Origin of the sequence: Acidovorax sp. CCYZU-2555, assembly GCF_018413525.1 — a bacterium.
Classification (GTDB): Bacteria; Pseudomonadota; Gammaproteobacteria; order Burkholderiales; family Burkholderiaceae_C; genus Comamonas.
In genome coordinates this window covers 1-22,750 of record NZ_JAHCDD010000018.1, presented here as the reverse complement: position 1 = coordinate 22,750, position 22,750 = coordinate 1, and the positions used below count along the sequence as shown (strand labels likewise).

The 22,750-nt window shown below is 67.3% G+C and carries 18 protein-coding genes; 11 read left to right on the top strand and 7 right to left on the bottom strand.

What is annotated here, in order from left to right; genetic code table 11:
- Positions 1–19: 19 nt before the first annotated feature.
- The 5 genes from KHY18_RS08570 to KHY18_RS08550 all read right to left on the bottom strand — a co-directional run bounded on the left by KHY18_RS08570 (position 20) and on the right by KHY18_RS08550 (position 4,213).
- A complete protein-coding gene (locus KHY18_RS08570; protein WP_502768579.1) occupies positions 20–991 on the bottom strand; it encodes a Bug family tripartite tricarboxylate transporter substrate binding protein in 972 nt (323 codons plus the stop codon).
- A gap of 62 nt (positions 992–1,053) precedes the next feature.
- The gene (locus KHY18_RS08565) at positions 1,054–1,731 is read right to left on the bottom strand and encodes an AroM family protein (RefSeq protein ID WP_213298027.1); all 678 of its coding nucleotides are present in this window, start codon (positions 1,729–1,731) and stop codon (positions 1,054–1,056) included.
- An 11-nt stretch (positions 1,732–1,742) separates the two neighbouring features.
- A complete protein-coding gene (locus KHY18_RS08560; RefSeq protein ID WP_213298024.1) occupies positions 1,743–2,669 on the bottom strand; it encodes a DUF1177 domain-containing protein in 927 nt (308 codons plus the stop codon).
- 12 nt (positions 2,670–2,681) lie between these two features.
- Positions 2,682–3,389, bottom strand: a complete 708-nt coding sequence (gene pepE, locus KHY18_RS08555) for a dipeptidase PepE (protein WP_213298021.1) — start codon at positions 3,387–3,389, stop codon at positions 2,682–2,684.
- A gap of 11 nt (positions 3,390–3,400) precedes the next feature.
- Positions 3,401–4,213 (bottom strand): IclR family transcriptional regulator, encoded by an 813-nt coding sequence (locus KHY18_RS08550; RefSeq protein WP_213298018.1) that lies wholly within the window; start codon positions 4,211–4,213, stop codon positions 3,401–3,403.
- A 456-nt stretch (positions 4,214–4,669) separates the two neighbouring features.
- Between KHY18_RS08550 and KHY18_RS08545 the strand changes: the two genes are divergently transcribed.
- The 4 genes from KHY18_RS08545 to KHY18_RS08530 all read left to right on the top strand — a co-directional run bounded on the left by KHY18_RS08545 (position 4,670) and on the right by KHY18_RS08530 (position 10,272).
- Positions 4,670–5,926, top strand: coding sequence for a urate hydroxylase PuuD (locus KHY18_RS08545; protein WP_213298015.1), 1,257 nt, complete (start codon positions 4,670–4,672; stop codon positions 5,924–5,926).
- Between the two features lie 39 nt (positions 5,927–5,965).
- Positions 5,966–7,339, top strand: coding sequence for a glycerate kinase type-2 family protein (locus KHY18_RS08540; RefSeq protein WP_213298012.1), 1,374 nt, complete (start codon positions 5,966–5,968; stop codon positions 7,337–7,339).
- 44 nt (positions 7,340–7,383) lie between these two features.
- Positions 7,384–8,016, top strand: coding sequence for a Crp/Fnr family transcriptional regulator (locus tag KHY18_RS08535; protein ID WP_213298009.1), 633 nt, complete (start codon positions 7,384–7,386; stop codon positions 8,014–8,016).
- Positions 8,017–8,145: 129 nt separating this feature from the next.
- Positions 8,146–10,272 (top strand): sensor domain-containing diguanylate cyclase, encoded by a 2,127-nt coding sequence (locus KHY18_RS08530; RefSeq protein WP_213298006.1) that lies wholly within the window; start codon positions 8,146–8,148, stop codon positions 10,270–10,272.
- A gap of 10 nt (positions 10,273–10,282) precedes the next feature.
- Here the strand turns inward: KHY18_RS08530 and xdhB are convergent, their stop codons facing one another.
- Both xdhB and xdhA read right to left on the bottom strand, forming a co-directional pair.
- A complete protein-coding gene (gene xdhB / locus KHY18_RS08525) occupies positions 10,283–12,568 on the bottom strand; it encodes a xanthine dehydrogenase molybdopterin binding subunit (RefSeq protein ID WP_249728997.1) in 2,286 nt (761 codons plus the stop codon).
- A 65-nt stretch (positions 12,569–12,633) separates the two neighbouring features.
- Positions 12,634–14,142 carry a xanthine dehydrogenase small subunit gene (gene xdhA, locus KHY18_RS08520; protein ID WP_213298001.1) on the bottom strand — a complete coding sequence of 503 codons (1,509 nt, stop codon included), beginning with the start codon at positions 14,140–14,142 and terminating at the stop codon, positions 12,634–12,636.
- A 400-nt stretch (positions 14,143–14,542) separates the two neighbouring features.
- Between xdhA and KHY18_RS08515 the strand changes: the two genes are divergently transcribed.
- The 7 genes from KHY18_RS08515 (at position 14,543) to KHY18_RS08485 (ending at position 22,683) form a co-directional block, all read left to right on the top strand.
- A complete protein-coding gene (locus KHY18_RS08515) occupies positions 14,543–16,111 on the top strand; it encodes an ABC transporter ATP-binding protein (RefSeq protein ID WP_213297999.1) in 1,569 nt (522 codons plus the stop codon).
- On the top strand, positions 16,104–17,201 hold the full coding sequence (locus tag KHY18_RS08510) for an ABC transporter permease (protein WP_213297996.1): 1,098 nt from the start codon (positions 16,104–16,106) through the stop codon (positions 17,199–17,201). The genes KHY18_RS08515 and KHY18_RS08510 overlap by 8 nt, the downstream gene beginning before the upstream one ends.
- Positions 17,201–18,121, top strand: a complete 921-nt coding sequence (locus tag KHY18_RS08505) for an ABC transporter permease (protein ID WP_213297992.1) — start codon at positions 17,201–17,203, stop codon at positions 18,119–18,121. Before KHY18_RS08510 ends, KHY18_RS08505 begins: the two co-directional genes overlap by 1 nt.
- A gap of 38 nt (positions 18,122–18,159) precedes the next feature.
- Positions 18,160–19,305: a BMP family ABC transporter substrate-binding protein gene (locus KHY18_RS08500; RefSeq protein ID WP_213297989.1), complete on the top strand. Its 1,146-nt coding sequence runs from the start codon at positions 18,160–18,162 to the stop codon at positions 19,303–19,305.
- 118 nt (positions 19,306–19,423) lie between these two features.
- Positions 19,424–20,581, top strand: a complete 1,158-nt coding sequence (locus KHY18_RS08495) for a BMP family ABC transporter substrate-binding protein (protein WP_213297986.1) — start codon at positions 19,424–19,426, stop codon at positions 20,579–20,581.
- A 72-nt stretch (positions 20,582–20,653) separates the two neighbouring features.
- Positions 20,654–21,625, top strand: coding sequence for an aromatic ring-hydroxylating dioxygenase subunit alpha (locus tag KHY18_RS08490; protein WP_213297983.1), 972 nt, complete (start codon positions 20,654–20,656; stop codon positions 21,623–21,625).
- Complete coding sequence (locus KHY18_RS08485; RefSeq protein ID WP_213297980.1) at positions 21,625–22,683, top strand: adenosine deaminase; 1,059 nt, start codon at positions 21,625–21,627, stop codon at positions 22,681–22,683. Before KHY18_RS08490 ends, KHY18_RS08485 begins: the two co-directional genes overlap by 1 nt.
- Positions 22,684–22,750 lie beyond the last annotated feature (67 nt).

Sequence of the window (22,750 nt, the reverse complement as noted above, 5' to 3'; positions counted from 1 at the left end):
TGCCGCTGCCTGACAGCACTTACTGGGGTTGAATGTTCGCAGCCTTGATGGTCTGCGCCCATTGTGCGCGGTCCTTGGCCAGGTACTTCACGAAGTCGGCCGACGACACGCCGGACACAGGCTCCGAGCCCAGCAAAGCCATCTTTTCATGCGTTGCGGGGTCCTTGAGCACTTCCTGCACGGCCTGGAAGTAAGTCTTCATCACGTCGGCAGGCAGGCCTGCGGGCGCGAACAGACCTTGCCAGGTGGGCATGTCGAAGTTCTTGATGCCCTGTTCCTGCAGCGTGGGCACATCGGGCAGCTGGGGAGCGCGCTTGGCGGTGGTCACGCCCAGGGCCTTGACCTTGCCTTCCTTGACCAGCGCCGCGGCGGTGGTGATGTTGTCGACGGTCATCACGATATGGCCGCCCAGCAGGTCGGTGATCACGGGCGCTGCGCCCTTGTAGGCCACGGCTTCCATCTTCACGCCCAGGCGGCTGAGCATGGACTCGGCGATCAGGTGGTTGGAGATGCCAATGCCCGCGATGCCGTAGCTGGCCTGCGGATTTTTCTGGATGTAGCCCTTGAGGTCGTTGATGTTCGACGCCGGCACGTTGTTGTTGACGATCACCACGTTGGGCTGGGTCGCGAGCAGCGTCACGGGAGCGAAGCTCTCGGGCTTGTACTTGGTGGCCGCGGGGTTCAGATTGAACGTCACCGACATCGAGCCGGCCGCGCCCATGCCCAGCGTGTAGCCGTCGGCCGGGGCCGTCGACAGACGCTGGGCCATGATGTTGCCGCCCGCGCCGGGAACGTTCTCGACGACCACGGGCTGGCCGATCTTGCGGCCCAGCGGTTCGGCGATCAGGCGCGCCAGGGTATCAGCCGAGCCGCCGGGCGCGAAGCCCACCAGCAGCTTGACGGGACGCTCGGGCTTCCACTCTGCGAGGGCCGCAGTGGAGCCGAGGGCGGTGGTGGCCAGGGTCAAAGCGCAGACGCCGGCGTGGATCATTGGACGAATCGACATGGAAGACTTCCTCAAACTCAGAGTGAAAAAACGGGGGGGCAAAAGACTCAGGCCAGCAACTGCGCCAGCGCGTCGGCGACGATGCGGTTCGACAGCAGCGTGGGCCGGCCGCTGGCCTGGGCGACGCGCGCGCGCATCGCCTGGCCGTAGCCCATGCAGTGCATGACGATCAGATCGCAGTCGGCCAGCGCGCGGCCTGCGGCGTCGAACGCCGCGGCCGCGGCCTGCGGGTCGGTCTCGTAGGGCGAGGCATGCACGGTCTTGACCGCGCAGGCCACGGGCTGGGCCAGGTGAAAGGTCGCGACCTGGGCCGCGAGCGGAACGATCAGGCCCAGCGTGGTGCAATGCGCCGACAGCGCCGCGACATGGTGGTCGACCACTTGCTGCGGCTCGACCACGAGGCTGCGCATGCGCGGGATCAGCGTGCCGGTGCACAGCGGCACCAGCGCGTCATAGCCCTTGTCGTCGGCCTGCTGCATCAGCGCCGCGAGGCGGGCTTCGGTCGCATGGTGGTCCAGCTCGACCGGCGTGCCGTCGCGCAGGCGCGAAGCGAAGCGGTGGCTGCCGGGCTGGGGCGCGAGCGCGGCGCGCTGCGCGGCGTCGAGGCCGTCGAGCACGCCGAATTCGTCTATCCGAACATGCTCGCCCAGGCACAGCGCCATTTCAGGCACGACGTCGGAGCGCGGCGATTCGCCAATGGTGAAGAAGGCAATGCGGCGTGCCATGGCGGCGTTCCTTATGCGTTCGCGGGCACGTTGCCCACGGTCTGCAGATGGGCCAGCGAGCCGTAGCGCGCCTGCAGCTGGGCCCAGTGCTCGGCATGCACAAAAGGCAGCTTGCCCGCGCCGAACATCTTCGCCACTTCGACGCAAAAGCGCATCGCGACATCGGTGTCCCAGGCGTTGGTCACGCCCGTGGCGCAGCCCGGCACCGTGGTCTGGGCGGTCAGCGCCACGCCGACCACGGGGGCGTCGGTGGCGATGGTCGGCTGCATGATCGAGTTCACATGCGGCAAGCCGTTTTCGTAGGGCGTGATGTCCTGCGTGGTCAGCGGCAGCGTGAGCGGCAGCTCGCCGCTGACCCAGCCCATCAGGTCCAGCATCAGATCGGGAATTGGCAGCAGGTAGCCCTGCTTGGCGACGGGCGTGAGCGCCACGCCGCGCTGGTTCACGAGGCGGTTGCCGCGCGTGGTGTCCACGGCCAGGATGGCGTCCATGCGCTGGCTGACTTCGTGGCGCATCATTTCGCGCATCGCGAATGGCGACTTCATCATGGGCACGGGGTGCTGCGGGCGCGTGCCGGCGCGCGGGCAGATATGCGTGTGGATGACCACGCTGCCTTCGAGCACGTCGCCGCGGTTGTGCATCTCCATCAGCTGGGCCGCGGCCGCGAGCGCCACCACGGCGCCGTCGCTGTCCGAGACCAGACCGATGACGCTGGGGCGCGCGCCCACGCCGCCCAGGCGGCCGACGATGCCCAGGCGCGGCGCCTCGGGGTTGCTGCCGGGAATTTCGATGGCGATGAAGTCGGTCGACAGGCCGTCCTGGCTCACGGGCGTGACGGTGATGCTGCCTACGCCGAAGCCGCCAAGGTATTCGGCGATGCTCGCGCCGCTCACATGGGCGCTGGACAGAAGGTCGATGAGGTGGGATACGTGTTTCATGGCGTCAGAACTTCAGAATTTCCAGGCACCCATGGGCAGGATTGCCGGGGCCTCGGCATCGGTGAACCAGCGGGCCGGCGTTTGCGTATCGCCCAGCAAGGTGTAGTTGTCGGCATCGACGCGCAGGCCCGTGCCTTCGGGCAGGCCCAGCACGGCCACGCCGGGGTTGAGCAGCGCGAACTCGCGCAACCGCTGCTGGCGGGTCTCGCCGCGGTGGCCTTCGGGATGGGCTTCGGTGTAATGCGGGTTGATCTGGAACGGCACCAGGCCCAGCGTGTCGAAGCCCAGCGGGTCGACGATGGGCATGTCGTTGCTGGTGCTCAGGCGCGGGCAGGCGAGGTTGGCGCCCGCGCTCCAGCCCAGGTAGCGGGCACCGCCCGAACGCACGCGCTCGGCGATGGCCGCGAGCTGGCCGGTCTGGCGCAGCTGGCGCACCAGCGCGAAGGTGTTGCCGCCGCCGACCACGATATGCGTGGCGCGCGCAATGGCTTCTAGCGGCGTGGCTTCGCGGTGCAGCGAGTGCACGTCGAGGCCCACGGGGCGCAGCGCATCGGCGACCAGCGTTTCGTAGGCATCCCAGGTGCGCGTGACGCCGGCATAAGGCACGAACAGCACGCGCGCGTTTTCGGTCGCGGGCCCGGCCCATTCGGTGATCGCGGGCAGTGCGTGGGTCAGAAAGCCCTGGGGGCTGGTGGAGTTGCTCAGGAGAAGAAGTTGCATGGCGAAAAACCTCACAGGGTGGGAGACCACTGCGCGCTGGGCAGTGCGGGTTCGGTCCAGAAGCGGTCGCTGACGCGCCGGCCCAGCATGCCGACTTCGTCGAGCATCAGCTGGCGGTAGCGGTTGATCGACGGCACGTCCATGGGCGCGTGCACGCCGGCGACGAACGACACGCAAAAGCCGCGCAGCTCGCCGCTCACCGGGTGGCGCACCGCGGCCGCGACCGCCCCCACGCCGGGCAGGGCGGCGTCGACCAGCACCGAGTGGTGCTGGCGCGTGGCAACGGCCACTTCGTCGATCAGCGCGCCCACATTGGCCAGCCGCGCCTGGCTCGGGGGCTCGAGCACGCGTTGCGCGTCATCGCCGTACAGTGTTTCGAATTCGTCCGCGGTCAGGCGCGAAAGCATGGCCCGGCCCATGGCGGTGTCGCAGGCGGCGCGCAGCGATCCCGGCGGCGACACCACCTGCACCGGCGAACGGCCGTCGAGGCGCTGTATCACCATGGTCTGCGCGCCATTGAGCGTCGACAGATAGGCCGTGAGGCCGGTGCGCTCGGACAGCTGTTCGAGCACCTGCCAGCACAGCGCATCCCAGGACGCGTTCTGGCCCTGGGGATGGGAGGCCTGGGCGAGCAGGGCGCTGGTGCGGTAGCGGCGCGTGCGCGGGTTCTGCTCCAGCAGGCCGAAGCGGTGCATCTGGTGCAGCAGATGCGAGGCCGAGCTTTTGGGCAGGTCCAGTTGCTCGGCCACTTCGCTGAAGCTCAAGTCGGCAGCGCCTTGTGCATACACGGTCAGCAGGCGCTGTACGTTTTCCAGAATGCTCATGTCGGATGTCTCTGTTCGGTTTTTTGGAACTTGGTTCGGTATTTACGTTCATCATACGGGATGCGCATGGAAAGTGGTGGTGATGCACATGGCAATTGCATCAATCGGAAATGCCAGTTTTAGTAGTTTTTTGCTATTAATGCGCCATTTTCAATTCAAAGAGTAAGTGCTTGCTAATCTTTCAAGCCTTGGTGGTAAACCCTGAGAAAAAGGTGCACCAAAGCCGTGAATCGCCTTGCACTTGTGGGGTGCGCGCTGCGCGAACGTGGTGCAGCCACTTTTAGGCGCGGATTTCGTGACTTTTTGTATACACTCGCGCCAGTACAGACTTGGTCGCAGCGGTGCCCATGACGGTGGTTCAACCACCGCAGGTGCGCGATCTTCTCCTGCCCAGAGCGCCCGCAGTGGTGGGCAGGTGGATCTTCACGGCAGCCCCACGCTGCCAGGGTTGAGGCTATGGAAAGCTACATTCTCGATTGGGCCAATCTGCTGCTCCGGTGGTTGCACGTCATCACGGCAATCGCCTGGGTCGGGTCCTCGTTCTACTTCGTGTTTCTCGACAGCAGTCTCACGCCGCCGCAGGACGAAGACCTCAAGAAACAGGGCGTGAGCGGCGAACTCTGGGCCGTGCACGGCGGGGGCTTCTACCATCCGGTCAAGTTCGCGGTGTCACCGCCCAAGCTGCCCGACCACCTGCACTGGTTCTACTGGGAAAGCTATACGACCTGGCTCAGCGGCTTCGCGCTGCTCACGGTGTCGTACCTTTGGAACGCAAACATCTATCTGGTCGATCCGTCGAACCCGCACGCGCTGCACCCGCATGCGGCGATCGCCGCGGCGCTGGCCTTCCTGGTGGTGTTCTGGCTGCTGTACGACGGCATCTGCCGCATCTTCGGCCAGCGCGAGCGCGGTGACGCCATCGTCGGCGCGCTGGTGCTGGTGCTGGTCTGCTTCGCGGCCTGGCTCGCGTGCCAGATCTTCCCGGGCCAGGCGGCTTTCCTGCTGATGGGCGCGATGCTCGCGACCTCGATGAGCGCCAACGTGTTCTTCTGGATCATTCCCGGCCAGCGCACCGTGGTCAAGGATCTGAAGGAAGGCCGGCCGGTCGACCCCATCCACGGCAAGCGCGGCAAGCAGCGCAGCGTGCACAACACCTACTTCACGCTGCCCGTGCTGTTCGCCATGCTGTCCAATCACTATGGCTGGCTGCACAGCCACGCGCAGAACTGGCTGGTGCTGATTCTGATGATGTTCGCGGGCGCGGCGATTCGCCAGTTCTTCGTCATGCGCCACGGCTTCAAGCTGGGCCGCAACGCCCACCCCTGGCCCTATGCGCTGGCCGGCGTGATGGTGCTGGTGGCGACGGCGGTCTGGCTCAAGCCGATTCCGAAGGCTGCCGCTGCGGTCGCGTCCACTGCACCCGCAGCCACGCCCGCCGCGGGAGCGCCCGCCGCCGCAACTCCTGACGTTCCCGGCTATGAAGCGATGGCGCCGCTGTTCACGCAGCATTGCGTGGTGTGCCACAGCGCGGCGACGCTGGCGCAGAAGAACGTCAAGCTCGATGCGCCCGACGAAGTCAAGCTGCATGCGGCGCAGATCTATCAACAGGTCGTGGTGCTGCGCAAGATGCCGTTCGGCAACCCGGGCGCGCTCAGCGACGCCGAGCGCGATCTGGTCAAGCGCTGGTATGAAGGCGGCGCGCCGATCAAGTAAATGTCGTTCCGGCCGGCTTGCCATGCACAATCTGGGGCCATGACTACAACAACTCCTGACGAGACAAGCGCGCTGCCCGATCCACACCGGCAGCCGCGCGAATTCCTGAATGCCCTTTTCGCCACGGCGGTGCGCAGCGCGCTGCCGCTGCATGCGATCGCCGAGCACCTGCCCGCGCCGCCGCGCGGCCGCACGGTGGTGATAGGCGCGGGCAAGGCGGGCGCTTCGATGGCCCAGGCCGTCGAGGCGCTGTGGCCCGCCGACGCCGCGCTGACCGGCCTGGTCGTGACGCGTTATGACCACATACCCGAGCGCCCCGCGGGCCTGGCCGAACGCATCGAAGTCGTCGAAGCCTCGCACCCCGTGCCCGACGCGGCCGGCATGCGCGCCGCGGAACGCATTCTGGCGCTGGTTCAGGGCCTGACGGCCGACGATCTGGTGCTGTGCCTGATCTCGGGCGGCGGCTCTTCGCTGCTGACGCTGCCTGCCGAAGGCCTCACGCTCGAAGACAAGCAGCGCATCAATCGGCAATTGCTCGAAAGCGGCGCCGATATCGCCGAAATGAACTGCGTGCGCAAGCATCTGTCGCGCATCAAGGGCGGCCGGCTGGCCGCGGCCTGCGCGCCGGCGCGCGTGGTCACGCTGACCATCAGCGATGTGCCCGGCGACGACCCCGCAACCATCGCCAGCGGGCCTACCGTGGCCGATGCGGGCACCTGCGCGCAGGCGCTGGCCATCATCGACCGGCTGGGCATTGCCTTGCCCGACAGCGTGCGCGCGGCGCTGCAAGGCGGTGCGCTCGAAACGCCCAAGCCCGGCGACGCCTGTTTCGCAGGCCACACGCTGGCGGTGATTTCAGCGCCCCAGCAGGCGCTCGAAGCCGCCGCGGCCCGGGCGCGCGCCGCGGGCATCGATGCCTGGGTGCTCAGCGATGAAATCGAAGGCGAGTCGCGCGAAGTGGGCCGGGTGCACGCGGCGCTGGCACGCGCCGTGGCGCGCCCGGGCCAGGCTTTCCAGCCGTTCAAGACGCCTTGCGTGCTGCTCAGCGGCGGCGAGACCACGGTCACGGTGCGTGCGCGCCAGCCCGGCGCGGCCAAGGGCCGGGGCGGGCGCGCGGGCGAGTTCTGTCTGGGCCTGGCCCAGGCGCTGCAAGGCCAGGCCGGCGTCTGGGCGCTCGCGGCCGATACCGACGGCATAGACGGCGTGGAGAACAATGCGGGCGCGCTGGTCTCGCCCGATACGCTGGCGCGGGCCAAGGGCCTGGCGCTGTCGGTGCAGGACCATCTCGACCGCAACGACGCCTGGACCTATTTCAACGGTCTTGACGATCTGGTGGTCACCGGCCCCACGTTCACCAACGTCAACGATTTCCGCGCGCTGCTGATTCTGGGCGCCGACGCACAGGATTCTTGACCTGGCGCAACTCGTCGGCGGGCGCGCTGCGGCACAGTGGCCGCATGTTGCCCTTGTCCCGCATCGAAGTTTTCTCTCCGGCTGAGCGGCGCTGCGCCGGCGCCCTGCTGCGCGCGCGCGCCGTGCGCAGCGAAGACGTGCTGTACCTCGACAGCGGCCGGGTCGCGCTGGGCATACGCCAAGCGCAGGGCGGATTGCGCCATCGGCTTGGAGTGGTGGAGGGCCCGGCCTGGCTGGACGCGGCCTTTGTGCTGCGCGGACGCAGCTGCGGCCTGGACATGGTCGCCGAAGGCGCGGTCCAGCTGCGCCGCGTGCCGCTGCGCACGTTCGAAGCCGGCCTGAAGGACTTGCCGCCGCTGTTGCGCGGCCTGGTCGACGACATGGCCCAGGCCTATTGTGCGCAGACCGACCTGGCGATCAGCCGCCTGCTGCAGGACGCCGAAGGCCGCTGCGCGCAATGGTTGCTGCAGCACGCGCAGGCCGCGCCCGAAGGCGGGCTGCAGGTGCTGCTGGGCGAGCGCAAGCGCCAGATCGCCGCGCAGCTGGGCATCGCGCCCGAAACTTTCTCACGCGCGCTGGGCCGGCTGCGCGACCAGGGCCTGATTGCGGGCCGGGGCAATCAACTGGCGCTGCCCAGCCCCGAGGCCTTGCGCGAGTTGGCAGGTCGCCTGCCCTGAGCCTGCGCCAGGCCGACTGTCGGCGGGCCGACGGGTTACAAATGTTTTCATCGAGGTATGAGGGTTCCACCCCTAGGGCCGACCAAAACCGCTGCTTATATTGGCTGCACATTGGTTCGCTCTACGCTCATGGCCCTTGATGCCGATCTTTCCCGTGCCGCAGGCCTCTCCGACGAAGGCCGTTTGCTGCCGCGTGCTCGGCTGGGAGCGCTGTTGCGTTGCCTGCTGCTGCTCATGGTCGTGAGCGTGCTGCTGGCCAGCGCGGGCAGTGCCTGGTATGTGCATCGCGGCGTGGTGCAGGAGTCGCAGGCGCATGCCGGCGACCAGCAGACCGATGAAGTCGAACTGGTCGCGCGCCTGCTGGCCGCGCGTGTCGAGCAGCAGCAGAAAGTGCTGCTGACGCTCGCCGACTCCATGCCCCTCAAGCGCTTGCAAGACACCCAGGCGCTGGCGCGCGCGCTGCACGAAGAACTGCCGCTGGTCGACTGGTTCGATTCGGTGAGCGTGGCACTGGCCGACGGCCGGCTCATGGCCTATATGCGCGCCGGCAAGGACCGCCCGCTCGAATCGCTCGATGCCAATGAACGCGAGCTGCTGCGGCGCACGCTGGCCGGCGGCAAGCCCATGGTCGGCACGGTGCTGCAGGCCGAGAGCGACGACTTGCGGCTGCTGTTCACCGCGCCGCTGCGCACCGGCGATGGCGAAGTCATAGGCGTGATGGCCGGCGGCATGCGGCTGTCGTCGCAGGCGCTGCTGCCGCCCGCGGCCGCCGACAGCTGGAACGCGAGCCGGCTGATGCTGGTCGCGCCCGATGGCGCCATCGTGGCCCACTCCAATCCCGCGCGCTGGCTGGGCCATGTGCGCGACGAAATCGGTCTGGGCGTACCTTTCGTGCGCACGCTGCAGCAGCAGTTGCCGGTGCAGATCCGCAGCAGCAGCCTCGCCCAGGGCGACTATCTCTACACGCTGGCCGGCATGCCGCTGCCGCAGTGGTTTCTGGTGCGCGTCACGCGGCTCGACGCGCCGCCGCTGTGGGGGCTTGCGGGCTGGGGCAGCGCGGCGCTGTTGGGAGCCGCGCTGCTGGCGCTGCTGGCCGCGGCGATCATGGTGCTGCTGGCCCAGCCCTGGATGGAACTCACGGCGCGCGCGGCGCAGATGCTGCAGCGCCATGCACCCGGGGGCGCGCCGCGGCTGGCGCGCATGCCCGCGCTGTCCCATGCATGGGGCGAAGTCGCGGTGCTGTGGCGCGCGCTGCATGCGCTGTCGCGCCAGCGCGATACGCAGGCACGCCGTGCGGCGCGCTTTCAGGCGCAGACCGTGACCATTCTCGAAGAGGCGCCGGTGGCCATCGTGGTCACGCGCCACGACCGCGTCGAACTGCTGGGCACGCAGGCCGCGCGCATGCTGGGCTACGAGCCGCTGGAGCTGCAGGGCTATCCGATACGCCAGCTCTGCGCCAGCGATGCCGAACACCGCCGGCTGATGGAGCGCATCGATTGGGAGATACGCGCCTACGGCCAGTTTGACGGCGAAGTCTGCCTGATGCGCAAGAACGGCAGCCCGGTGTGGCTGCGCATGCAGGGGCGGCGCGTGACTCCGGCGCTGCGGCGCGAAGCCGGCGCGGGCGCGGCCGTGGTCTGGATGGTCAGGGACGTGACCGATCAGCGCGAAGCGCGTACCCAGCCGCAATGGCAGGCCCAGCACGACGCCTTGACGCAACTGCCCAACCGCGAAGCCTTGACGCTGTGGCTGCAGCATTGGCTTGATGAACGCCGCAGGCCCACGCAGGTTGCAGGCGAAGCCTGGCCCGCACCGGGGCAAAGCCTTGGCGGCGTGCTGCTGTTTCTCGATCTCGACCATTTCGCCAGCGTCAACGATCTTGCCGGCCACGACGCGGGCGATGCCTTGCTATGCCATTTCGCGCGCCTGCTCGAGACGCTGGTGCGCCACCCGGGCGCGGTGGCACGCCTGGGCGGCGATGAATTCGCGGTGCTGCTGCCCGACGCCAGCGCCCGCGAAGGCCGGGCCCAGGCCGACCAGCTGTGCCAGGCCATCAGCGCCTGGGAGGCCTCATACCAGGGCCAGCGCTTCTGGCTGGGCGTGAGCATAGGCATGGTGGTGCTCGACGCCCAGCGCCCCGGCATCGCGGCCATGCTGCACGCGGCCGACATGGCCTGCTACGAAGCCAAGCGCCAGGGCCGTGGGCGCGTGCATCAGCATTCCGATGCGTTGGCGGAGAAGGTGGCGCCGGGTTGAGCGCCCGTCCCTAAACCCTCCCCAGCGCCCGCAACACATTCTCCGCCGTCGCCGGCGCGGTGAGCGCCAGGGGCTGCTGCGCCAGCATGCCGCTGCGCGTCGCGGCGATCGCGTTGCGCAGGGCTTCGTAGACGCTGATCGCGAGCATGAACGGCGGCTCGCCCACGGCCTTGCTGCCGCCCACGTTGTCTTCGCGGTTGGCTTCGGGCCACAGGTCTACACGGAAATGCGCGGGAATGTCGCCGGCCGTCGGAATCTTGTAGGTGCTGGGCGCGTGCGTGGTCAGCAGGCCCTTGTCGTTCCAGACCAGCTGTTCGGTGGTGAGCCAGCCCATGCCTTGCACGAAGCCGCCCTCGATCTGGCCCACGTCGATCGCCGGGTTGATGCTGTGGCCCACGTCGTGCAGGATGTCGACGCGCAGCACGCGGCTCTCGCCGGTCAGCGTGTCGATCGCGACTTCGGTGCAGGCCGCGCCATACGCGAAGTAGTAGAACGGCCGGCCCGTGAGCGTGTGCTTGTCGTAGTGGATCTTGGGCGTGCGATAGAAGCCGTCGCTCCACAGCTGAATGCGGTTGGCGAAGGCTTCGCCGACCACGTCTTCCCAGCGGCGTTCGCTCTTGGGCGTGCGCACCAGGCCGCCGACGAAATCGACCGCGCCCGCGCCGCAGTGGTCCAGCCCGGCGACGAACGCCGCGAGGTTGTTGCGCACGGTGCGCGCCGCGTACTGCGCCGCGCGGCCGTTCAGATCGGTGCCGCTCGATGCGGCCGTGGCGCTGGCATTCGGAATCTTGCTGGTGTCGCTGGCCGTGACCAGCACGCGCGCCAGCGGCACGCCCAGTTCGTCGGCGACGATCTGCGCGACCTTGGTGTTCAGGCCCTGGCCCATTTCGGTGCCGCCATGGTTCACTTGCACGCTGCCGTCGGTGTAGACATGGACCAGCGCGCCCGCCTGATTGAACAGCGTCGCCGTGAAGCTGATGCCGAACTTGACGGGCGTGATCGCCAGGCCGCGCTTGATGATGGGCTGGCCCGCGTTCCAGGCCGTGATCTCCGCCTGGCGCGCGCGGTAGTCGGCCGACGCGGCGAGCGTGGGCAGCAGCGCGTGCAGGATGTTGTCTTCCACGCGCATCTGGTAATGCGTGAGGCTGCGCGCGCCCTGCGGGTCGGCGTCGTAGAGGTTGTGCAGGCGCACGTCGAACGCATCAAGGCCCAGCTGGCGCGCGATGTCGCCCATGATGGCCTCGATGACGATCACGCCCTGGGGCCCGCCGAAGCCGCGGAAGGCGGTATGGCTCTGGGTATTGGTCTTGCAGCGGTACGAGGCGATCTCGACGTCGCTGAGGAAATAGGCGTTGTCGGCGTGGAAGATAGCGCGGTCGGCGACCGGGCCAGACAGGTCGGCCGAGAAACCGCAGTTGACCAGCATCTCGAGCTGCAGCCCGGTGATGCGGCCGCTGTCGTCGAAGCCCACGTCGTACTCGTAGGCGAACGGGTGGCGCTTGCCGGTGATCATGAAGTCGTCGTCGCGGTCCAGCCGCAGCTTGACCGGGCAGCCGAACTTGTGCGCCGCCACGGCGGCCCAGACCGCGAGGTGGCCGGCCTGGGTTTCCTTGCCGCCGAAGCCGCCGCCCATGCGCCGGCATTCGACCTTGACCGCGTGGTTCTCGAGGCCCAGCGCATGCGCGACCCAGTGCTGCACCTCGCCCGGGTGCTGGGTGCTCGACAGGATCTGCCACTGGTCTTGCTCCAGCGGCAGCGCATAGGCGATCTGGCCTTCGAGATAGAAATGCTCCTGGCCGCCGACTTCGAGCCGGCCGCCGAGGCGGTGCGTGCTGCGCATCAGCGCGCCCTGGGCATCGCCGCGGCGCACGAACACCGGCGGCAGCACATAGCTTTGCTGGGCATGCGCGCTGTGCACGTCGAGCACCGCGGGCAGGGCTTCGATATCGCATTCGACCAGGCGCGCGGCGCGGCGTGCCTGGCGCATGCTGCCTGCGACCACCAGGCCTATGACCTGGCCCACATGCTGCACGCTGTCGAGCGCGAACACCGGCTCGTCATGGCCGAACGCGGCCAGCAGCTTGTCGCCGGGGACGTCGGCCGCGAGCACCACGCCGCGCACGCCGCGCAGCAGCAGTGCCGCCTGGCTGTCGACGCCGCGCAGATGGCCGTGCGCGACTTTCGAAAGAATGGGCGCGGCGTAGAGCGTGCCTTTGACTTCGGGCAGATCGTCGATGTAGTGCACCGTGCCCAGCACCTGGGCCTGGGCGCTTTCATGCACATGCGACTGGCCCATGGCGGGCAGCGGGCGCTCGGGCGCGATGGCCGTGGCGACTTCGGGGCAGAGCGGGGCGGGGACTTTCATACCGGGGCTTTCTGGACCGCTGCGGCTTGCGCCAGTGGAGTCAGGGTGGCGAGCACGCTGCCCGAGCCCGTGCTTTCAAGCCAGTAGCGTTCGAGCAGATGGGCCAGCAGCGCGCGGCGGTATTCGCCGCTGGCGCGCATGTCGGACAGCGGCTGGAATTCGTGGCGCAGGGTGTCTGCGGCCTGGGCCACGCTGGTTTCGTTCCAGGGCGCGCCGGCCAGCACGGCTTCGGTGGCGCGCGCGCGCACCGGCGTGGCGGCGACCCCGCCCACGCCAATGGACGCCGTCTGCACCTGGCCGTCCAGCAGCGTGAGCTGTATGGCCAGGCAGACCGCGGAAATGTCGTCGTCGGTGCGCTTGGAGACCTTGTAGGCGCGCAGCAGCTGGCCGGCGCGCGGCTTGGGCACTTCGATGCGCACCAGCACTTCGTCGGCGGCCAGCTGGTTCTTGCGGTAGCCGGTGTAGAAATCTTCGATCGCCAGATGGCGCTCGCCACGCAGGCTGGCCAGCACGACCTGGGCGCCCAGCGCGATCAGCAGCGGCATCGAGTCGCCTATGGGCGAGCCGTTGGCGACATTGCCGCCCAGCGTGCCCGCATTGCGCACCGGCAGGCCCGCGAAGCGCGCGGCGAATTCATCGAGCTGCGGCCACAGCGCCTGCAGGGCCGCGAAGGCCTGGGTCAGCGTCGCTGCCGCGCCTATCACCAGTTGCTCGCCGCTGGCGTCTATGGCGCGCAGTTCGGCCACGCGCGTCACATCGAGCACCTTGCCGAATTCGCGGAACTGCTTGGTGACCCAAAGACCCACATCGGTGCCGCCGGCGACGATCTGCGCCTGCGGGTGGTCGGCGCGTGCCTGCAGCAGCTCGGCCAGCGTGCGCGGCGCGAGATAGTCGGCGCCTTCCAGCGGGGGCGCTGGCAGCTTCTTCAGCTGGGCGAGCAGCGCGGCTTCGTCGACCTGGGCGCGCGGCAGGTCTGCCATCTGCTGGGCCGCGTCGAGAATGGGGCGGTAGCCGGTGCAGCGGCACAGATTGCCCGACAGGTCATGCTGGGCCTGTTCGCGGCTGATGGCCTGGCCCTGGCATACGCGGTTCTGGTACATGCCGAACAGGCTCATGACGAAGCCCGGCGTGCAAAAGCCGCATTGCGAGCCATGGCAGCTGACCATCGCCGACTGCGCCGGGTGGATGTCGGTGGGCGCGGCGCGCGCGATCAATGGGTCGCGTGTGAGGTCTTCGACGGTCCACAGCGCCAGGCCTTGCACCGAATGCGCGAGGCGTATGCAGCTGTTGATCGCCGAATAGCGCAATTGCTCGCCTTCGGGCGCGGCGACGGCTTCGCCGATCACCACCGTGCAGGCGCCGCAATCGCCTTCGGCACAGCCTTCCTTGGTGCCGGTGCAGCCCAGGTCTTCGCGCAGCACTTCAAGAAGCGTGCGTTCGGGCGGCACATCGTGCAGTGTCACGGTCTGGCCGCGGCGTATGAATTGCAGGACAGAGAGGGTCATGGATCAACGTGGGAAAGCAGCGGTGGAAAACATCGAAGGGTTGTGGCCATGGTGCCATGGCTTTGTTTACTAGCAATTTTCATGCGCCGCGCGGCCGGAGTCCATCGGTGCCGCACCGGAGAGGCGCGCACCCGATGCGGTAAAGCACCAATGCGCACGGGTTTTGCTTGCCGCAGACTGGCCGATTGCGCGCCGTCGCACAGGCAGCGCTGTGTTTGCCCGGCATGCCCCGTGCCTGCAGGCCTGCTTGACGGCTCTGCGCATGAGGCAAAGGACAGCGCCGGGCAATGCAAGTCGGGACTTTGTTGCTATATTTTTAATAGCTTGTTGACTAAGCCAGGCAAGCACTTGCAGGATATCTTATGGAATGTGTTTGTGAAATTGAGAGACAATCGCGCCCATGAATCCCCCTGAAACAAATTCCGCGCCCGGTATGACACCGCCGCGCTTGCAATTGACGGGCATTACCAAACGTTACCCGGCCGTCGTGGCCAACAGCGGAGTCTCGCTGACGGTGCAGCCTGGCGAAGTGCACGCCGTGCTGGGCGAAAACGGTGCAGGCAAGTCGACGCTGATGAAGATCATCTACGGCTCGGTCAAGCCCGACGAAGGCCTGCTGCAGGTCGATGGCAAGGTGGTGCAGATCCGCAATCCCCAGGAAGCGCGCCAGTTGGGCATCGCCATGGTGTTCCAGCACTTCAGCCTGTTCGACACGCTGACCGTCGCGGAAAACGTCTGGCTGGGCCTCGACAAGCAGATCGCGCTGGCCGAAGTCGTGCGCCGCATCGAGGAGACCGCAAGCCTCTACGGCATGTCGATAGACCCGCAGCGCCCGGTACACACCTTGTCGGTCGGTGAAATGCAGCGCGTCGAAATCATCCGCGCGCTGCTCACGCGCCCGCGCGTGCTGATTCTCGACGAGCCCACGTCGGTGCTCACGCCCCAGGCCGTCGAGAAGCTGTTCATCGTGCTGCGCAAGCTCGCGGCCGAAGGCTGCAGCATTCTCTATATCAGCCACAAGCTGCATGAAATCCGCGAACTGTGCGACAGCTGCACGGTGCTGCGCGGCGGCAAGGTCACGGGCGTGTGCCGCCCGGGCGAAGAGTCCAATGCCTCGCTGTCGCGGCTGATGATTGGCGCCGAGCCGCCCGCGCTGACGCACCGTGAAGTCGCCACCGGCGACACCGTGCTGCGCGTGCAGGGCCTTACCTTGGCGCGCACCGATCACTTTGGCGTTGACCTTGCGGGCATCGATTTCGAAGTGCGCGCGGGCGAAGTCGTGGGCATCGCGGGCGTCTCGGGCAACGGCCAGAAGGAATTGCTCTACAGCCTGTCGGGCGAAGACCGGCGCGCCGCGCCGGCCATGGTCCAGGTCTCGGGCCAGGCCGCGGGCCGCATGTCGCCGCGCCAGCGCCGCGCGCTGGGCCTGCATTTCGTTCCCGAGGAGCGGCTGGGCCGCGGCGCCGTGCCGTCGATGAGCCTGGCGCACAACCTGCTGCTCACGCGCGACGACGCCGTGGGCCGCGGCGGCTGGCTGCGCATGAATGTCCTGCAGGAGCAGGCGCGCGGCATCATCGAGCGCTTCAAGGTCAAGGCCGGCGGCCCGCATTCGGCGGCCAAGTCGCTGTCGGGCGGCAACCTGCAGAAATTCATTGTCGGCCGCGAAATCGAAGCCAAGCCCAAGCTGCTGATCATCTCGCAGCCGACCTGGGGCGTCGACGTGGGCGCGGCCGCGCAGATCCGTGGCGAAATCCTGGCGCTGCGCGATGCGGGCTGCGCCGTGCTGGTGCTCAGTGAGGAGTTGGACGAATTGTTTGAAATCTGTGATCGACTGCATGTCGTGGCCAAGGGCCAGCTGTCGCCTTCCGTGCCCCGGGCCCAGGCCACGGTGCAGCGCATAGGCGAATGGATGAGCGGGCTGTGGCATGCCGAAACGCCCGCTGCCGCGCAGGGAGGTTCGCATGCTTAAGCTCGAACCCCGCGCCCAGGTCTCGAAAGTCTGGACCTATGCCTCGCCCGTGCTGGCGCTGGCGATCACCGTGCTGATCGGCGTCGTGCTGTTCATGCTGCTGGGCAAGGACCCGGTGCGCGGCCTGCAGGCGTTCTTCTGGGAGCCGATCAAGTCGGGCTACGCGCTGGGCGAGCTGGTGATGAAGGCCACGCCGCTGCTGCTCGTGGCGCTGGGCCTGGCCGTGTGCTTTCGCTCCAACGTCTGGAACATCGGCGCCGAAGGCCAGTTCGTCATGGGCGCGATCGCCGCGGGCGGGCTGGCGCTGCTGGCCGACAAGAACACCGGGCCGTGGATCGTTCCGGCGATTCTCGTCGCCGGCGTGCTCGGCGGCATGGTCTGGGCCGGCATCGTGGCTTTCCTGCGCGACCGCTTCAACGCGAATGAAACCCTGGTCAGCCTGATGCTGGTCTATGTGGCCATCCTGGTGCTGGGCTATCTGGTCTACGGCCCCTGGAAGGACCCGCAGGGCTACAACTTCCCGCAGAGCAAGACGTTCGAACGCGTGACGCAGATCCCCAAGCTGATCGACGGCATGCGCATGAACATCGGCGTGATCCTGGCGCTGCTGGGCGCGGGCCTGCTGTGGGCATTCCTGGCGCGCACGCGCGCCGGCTTCGCCCAGCAGGTCAGCGGCCTGGCGCCGGCCGCCGCGCTGTACGCGGGCTTTTCCTCGCGCCGCGCGCTCTGGACCGCGCTGCTGATTTCGGGTGGCGCGGCCGGTCTTGCCGGCGCGCTCGAAGTCGCCGGCCCCATGGGCCAGCTGACCCCCTATGTTCCCGCCGGCTACGGTTTCGCCGCCATCATCGTGGCCTTCGTCGGGCGTCTGCACCCCGTGGGCATGATCTTCTCCGCCATTCTCATGAGCATGTTCTATATCGGTGGTGAACTCGCGCAGTCGCGCCTGGGCCTGCCCAAATCCCTGACCGGCGTGTTCCAGGGCCTGCTGCTGTTCGCGCTGCTGGCCTGCGACACGCTGGTGACCTACCGCCTGCGCTGGCAGCGCACGCCGCGTGCGGCGGCTGCGGCCGTGACCAAGGGAGGCGCGTAATGGAGTCGTATGCATTGCTGTTCGGCTCCACGCTGAGCGCCGGCACCGTGCTGGCCCTGGCCGCGCTGGGTCTGCTGATCAATGAGAAGGCCGGCATCATCAACCTCGGCGCCGAAGGCATGATGCTGTGCGCGGCGATCGCGGGCTTCGCGGCCGTCGTGCACTCGGGCAACACCTGGGTGGGCTTTGGCGCCGGCATGCTGGCCGGTGCGCTGCTCGCGGGCCTGTTCGGCCTGCTGGTCATCTGGCTCAACACCAACCAGCAGGCGACCGGCCTGGCGCTGACGCTGTTCGGCGCGGGCTTCTCGGCCTTCGCCGGCCTCAACTATGTGCAGGCCAAGCTGCCCGAGCTGCCGAAGTACGCGATTCCCGGTCTGGCCGACATTCCGCTGCTGGGCCCGGCGCTGTTTCGCCACCACCCGCTGGTCTACATCGTGGTGCTGCTGGCGATCGCGATGATCTGGTTCCTCTACCGTTCGCGCGCCGGCCTGGTGCTGCGCGCCGTGGGCGAGTCGCCCGAGTCGGCGCATGCGCTGGGCTACAACGTGCGCGGCATACGCCTGGCGGCGGTGATGTTCGGCGGCGCGATGTGCGGCCTGGCCGGGGCGTTCATCTCCGTGGTCTACACGCCGCTGTGGGTCGAGGGCATGGTCGCCGGCCGCGGCTGGATCGCGCTGGCGCTGACCACCTTCGCCACCTGGCGGCCGGCGCGCGTGCTGCTGGGCGCCTACCTTTTCGGCGGCGTCACCATGCTGCAGTTCCATCTTCAGGCGTCGGGCGTGCAACTGGCGAGCCAGCTGCTGAGCATGCTGCCTTACCTTGCGACCATCGTCGTGCTGGTGCTGATTTCGCGCAATCCGGCCTGGATTCGTGCGAACATGCCGGCCTCGCTGGGCAAGCCGTTCTACCCCGGCTCCTGAAGCGGTCCTTTCCATAACAAGCAATCCGAGGAACAAGAATGACGAACCTGCAAAAACGCTCCCTTCTCAAAGCCGCCGCGCTGTCGGCCGTGAGCCTGGCCGTGCTGGCTGGCTGCGGCAAGAAAGAAGAGGCCGTTGCGCCCGCTGCCGCTCCCGTGGCAGCCGCTGCCGCCGAGCCGCTGAAGATCGGCTTCATGTACGTGAGCCCGGTGGGCGACGGCGGCTGGACTTTCCAGCATGAGAAGGCGCGTCAGGCGCTGCAGGCCGAATTCGGCGACAAGATCCAGACCTCGCTGGTCGAAAGCGTGCCCGAAGGCCCGGACGCCGAGCGCGTGCTGCGCGACATGGTGGGCCAGGGCAACAAGCTGGTGTTCGCCACCAGCTTCGGCTACATGGAACCCGTGCAGAAAGTCGCTGCCGACAGCAAGGGCGTGAAGTTCGAGCACGCCACGGGCTACAAGACCGCCGACAACGTGCGCACCTATGACGCGCGCACCTACGAAGGCGCGTACCTGGCGGGCATCATCGCCGGCGGCATGACCAAGTCGAACCAGATCGGCGTGGTCGCCTCGGTGCCGATTCCCGAAGTGCTGCGCAACATCAACAGCTACGTGCTGGGCGCGCAAAGCGTGAACCCCAAGATCACGGCGCGCGTGGTCTGGGTCAACGAATGGTTCAGCCCGCCGAAGGAATCGGAAGCCGCGACCACGCTGATCAACGGCGGCGTCGACGTGCTCTACCAGAACACCAACTCGCCCGCGGTGCTCAAGACCGCGCAGGAACGCGGCGTGCGCGCGTTCGGCAAGGATTCGGACATGAGCGCCTACGCGCCCAAGGCCCACCTGGCTTCGGCCGAAATCAACTGGCTGCCGTACTACAAGAAGATCACGCAGGACACGCTGGCCGGCACCTGGAGCACGGGCCAGGACTGGTGGGGCGTGAAGGAAGGCGCGATGGACCTGGTGAACATCGCCGAAGACGTGCCCCAGGATCTGAAGGACAAGGTCGCTGCGGCCAAGGCCGGCCTCAAGGAAGGCACGTTCCACATCTGGAAGGGCCCGCTCAAGGACAACGCCGGCAAGGAACTGCTGGCCGAAGGCACCAACGGCGACCATGCCTTCCTGAGCGGCATCAACTTCTATGTGGCAGGCATCGACGGCAACGTGCCCGGCGCAGCCAAATAAACCACGGACCAGGCACGTTACTTGCTGATACATGCGATCAGGCAAGGACGTGCCTCCCCGGGCCAGGTTCAGGCCCTGTTCCCGTTGTTTTGACTTTGCTTTTTTCCAAGGAAGAAATATGACTGATCTGCACAAGCGCTCGATGTTCAAGCTGGCGGCGCTGACCGCCGTTGCCGCTGCGGCCCTGGCCGGCTGCGGCAAGAAGGAAGAGCCCGCGCCGGCACCGGTTGCCGCGCCCGAAGCCGCGGCTGCGGCCAAGCCCGAGCCATTGAAGATCGCGTTTGCGTATGTCGGTCCTGTGGGCGATGGCGGCTGGTCGTTTGCCCACGACCAGGCGCGCAAGAAGCTCGAACAGGAGTTCGGCGACAAGATCCAGACCAGCTATGTCGAAAGCGTGCCCGAAGGCCCGGACGCCGAGCGCGTGCTGCGCGACCTGGCAGGCCAGGGCAACAAGCTGATCTTCGGCACCACGTTCGGCTACATGGAAGCGCTGCAGAAGATCGCCCCCGACTTCTCGGGCGTGAAATTCGAGCACGCCACGGGCTACAAGACCGCGGCCAACGTGCGCACCTACGACAGCCGCACCTATGAAGGCGCGTACCTGGCCGGCATCATCGCGGGCGCGATGACCAAGAGCAACACGCTGGGCGTGGTCGGCTCGGTGCCGATTCCCGAAGTGATCCGCAACATCAACAGCTTCACGCTGGGTGCGCAGTCGGTCAACCCCAAGATCACGACCAAGGTGGTCTGGGTCAACGAATGGTTCAGCCCGCCCAAGGAAACCGAAGCCGCGACGTCGCTGATCAACGGCGGCGCCGACGTGCTGTTCCAGAACACCGATTCGCCCGCCGTGCTCAAGACCGCGCAGGAAAAGGGCAAGCGCGCGTTCGGCTGGGATTCCGACATGACCGCCTACGGCCCCAAGGCCCACCTGGGTTCGGCCATCATCAACTGGGCGCCTTACTACAGCAAGGCGACCAAGGAAGCGCTGGACGGCACCTGGGCCACAGGCGCGAGCTGGTGGGGCGTGAAGGAAGGCGCGATCGATCTGGTGTCGATCGCCGAAGACGTGCCTGCCGAGATCAAGACCAAGGTCGAGGCAGTCAAGGCCGGCCTCAAGGACGGCAGCTTCACGATCTGGAAGGGCCCCATCGCCGGCCAGGACGGCAAGCCTGTCGTGGCAGCCGACACCGTGGCCGATGACAAGTTCCTCTCGGGCGTGAATTTCTACGTCAAGGGCGTGGAAGGCAGCGTCCCAGGTGGTGACAAAAAGTAAGTATTTACCTTTTCGCTAGGTCATCAGGGCTGCCATCGGCAGCCCTTTTGCATGGCGCATACACTCGGCGCGATGGAAAAATCTCTCTGGCACCCGGTGGCTCTTGCCGAGGCCGTCGTGCATGCGCCGCTGGCCGTGCAATTATTGGAACAGGACCTGGTCCTGTGGCGCGATCTGGCCGGGCAGGTACACGCGTTTGTCGACCGCTGCCCGCACCGCGGTGCGCGGCTTTCGCTGGGCCGCGTGCAGGCCGACCGGCTCGAATGCCCGTATCACGGCTGGCAATTCGAAGGCAACGGCCATTGCGCGCTGGTGCCCGCAGTGCCCGACTTCGTGCCGCCGCCCGCGCACTGTGTGCGCGGCTTCGCCGTGCAGGAACGTCATGGCCTGGTCTGGGTGCAGCTCGAAGTGTCCGAGACCCCGCTGCCGCAGTTTCCCGCGGAAGATGACGCGCGCCTGCGCAAGCTCAACTGCGGCCCCTACGATGTGGCCGCGAGCGCGCCGCGCATCATCGAGAATTTTCTCGACATGTCGCACTTCGGCTTCGTGCACGAAGGCTGGCTGGGCTCGCGCGACGCCACGGCCATGGAGCGCTATGGCGTGGAGACCACGCCCACGGGCGTCAAGGCGACCAACTGCAAGGCGCGCCAGCCGCAGTCGAACCTGCATTCCACGGCCGCGGCCGATGTGCATTACACCTACGAAGTCACCGATCCTTACACCGCCTTGCTCAACAAGCTGCCAGAAGAGGGAACGAGCAAGGACGGCTGGTACGAATCGATAGGCCTGTTCGTCTGCCCGATCACGCCCGAAACCAGCCGCGTGTGGTTTCGCCTCGCGGTCGCCGACTTCGAGACGCCCGACGCGCAGCTGCAGGCGTTCCAGCACACCATCTTCACCCAGGACCAGCCGGTGCTGGAGTCGCAACAACCCAAATGCCTGCCGCTCGATTCGCGCGCAGAATTGAATTCCGCAGCCGACCGCATGTCGGTCGCCTATCGCCGCTATCTCCAGTCGCGCGGCATTTCCTTCGGAGTCTGCTGATGCCCCACGCCCTGACCGATGCTTCCTTGACGGCGCTGCTGCGCGACATGCCCAAGGCCGAACTGCATATCCACATCGAAGGCTCGCTGGAGCCCGAACTGATCTTCGCGCTGGCCCAACGCAATCAGGTCGAGCTGCCCTATGCCGACGTCGAGGCGCTGCGCAGCGCCTATGCGTTCACCGATCTGCAAAGCTTTCTCGACATCTATTACGCCGGCGCGAGCGTGCTGCTGCACGAGCAGGACTTCTACGACATGGCGCGCGCCTATCTCGCGCGCGCGGTCAGCGACCATGTGGTGCACGCCGAGATCTTCTTCGATCCGCAGACCCATACGGCGCGCGGCGTGCCCATGGCGTCGGTGATCAACGGCCTGTACCGCGCCAGCCGCGATTCGGAGCGCGACTGGGGCATTTCCTGCGCGCTGATCCTGTGCTTTCTGCGCCACCTCAGCGAAGAGGAAGCGATCACCACGCTGGCCCAGGCCATGCCGCTGCGCGACCGCTTCATCGGCGTGGGCCTGGACAGCAGCGAGCTGGGCCACCCGCCCGAGAAGTTCGCGCGCGTGTTCGCCCAGTGTCGCGACCTCGGCCTGCATCTCGTCGCCCACGCGGGCGAAGAGGGCCCGCCGGCCTATATCTGGAGCGCGCTCGACACCTTGCAGGTGGAGCGCGTGGACCATGGCGTGCAGGCGCAGCAGGACGAGGCCTTGATGCAGCGCCTGGCGCGCGAGCAAATCGCGCTGACCGTGTGCCCGCTGTCGAACCAGAAGCTGCAGGTCTTTCCCGATCTCGCCCAGCACAACCTGCCGCAGATGCTCGAAGCCGGCCTCATGGTCACGGTCAACTCCGACGACCCCGCCTATTTCGGCGGCTACATCAACGAGAACTTCGAGCAGCTGTTCGCCGCCACCGGCATGGGCGCGGCCCAGGCCTACCAGCTCGCGCGCAACAGCCTGCAGGCCAGCTTCGTCGGCGAGGCGCGCAAGCGTGCCTGGATGGAGCAGCTTGATGAGTGCTTTGTGCGGCATGGCGCAGAGGATGCGATTGCCGCGGGGTGAGCGAGACGAGGTCTCGCAAGGCGTTCAAAAGAAACAGCGGGCGTTAAAAATCCGTTCGTCCTGAGCA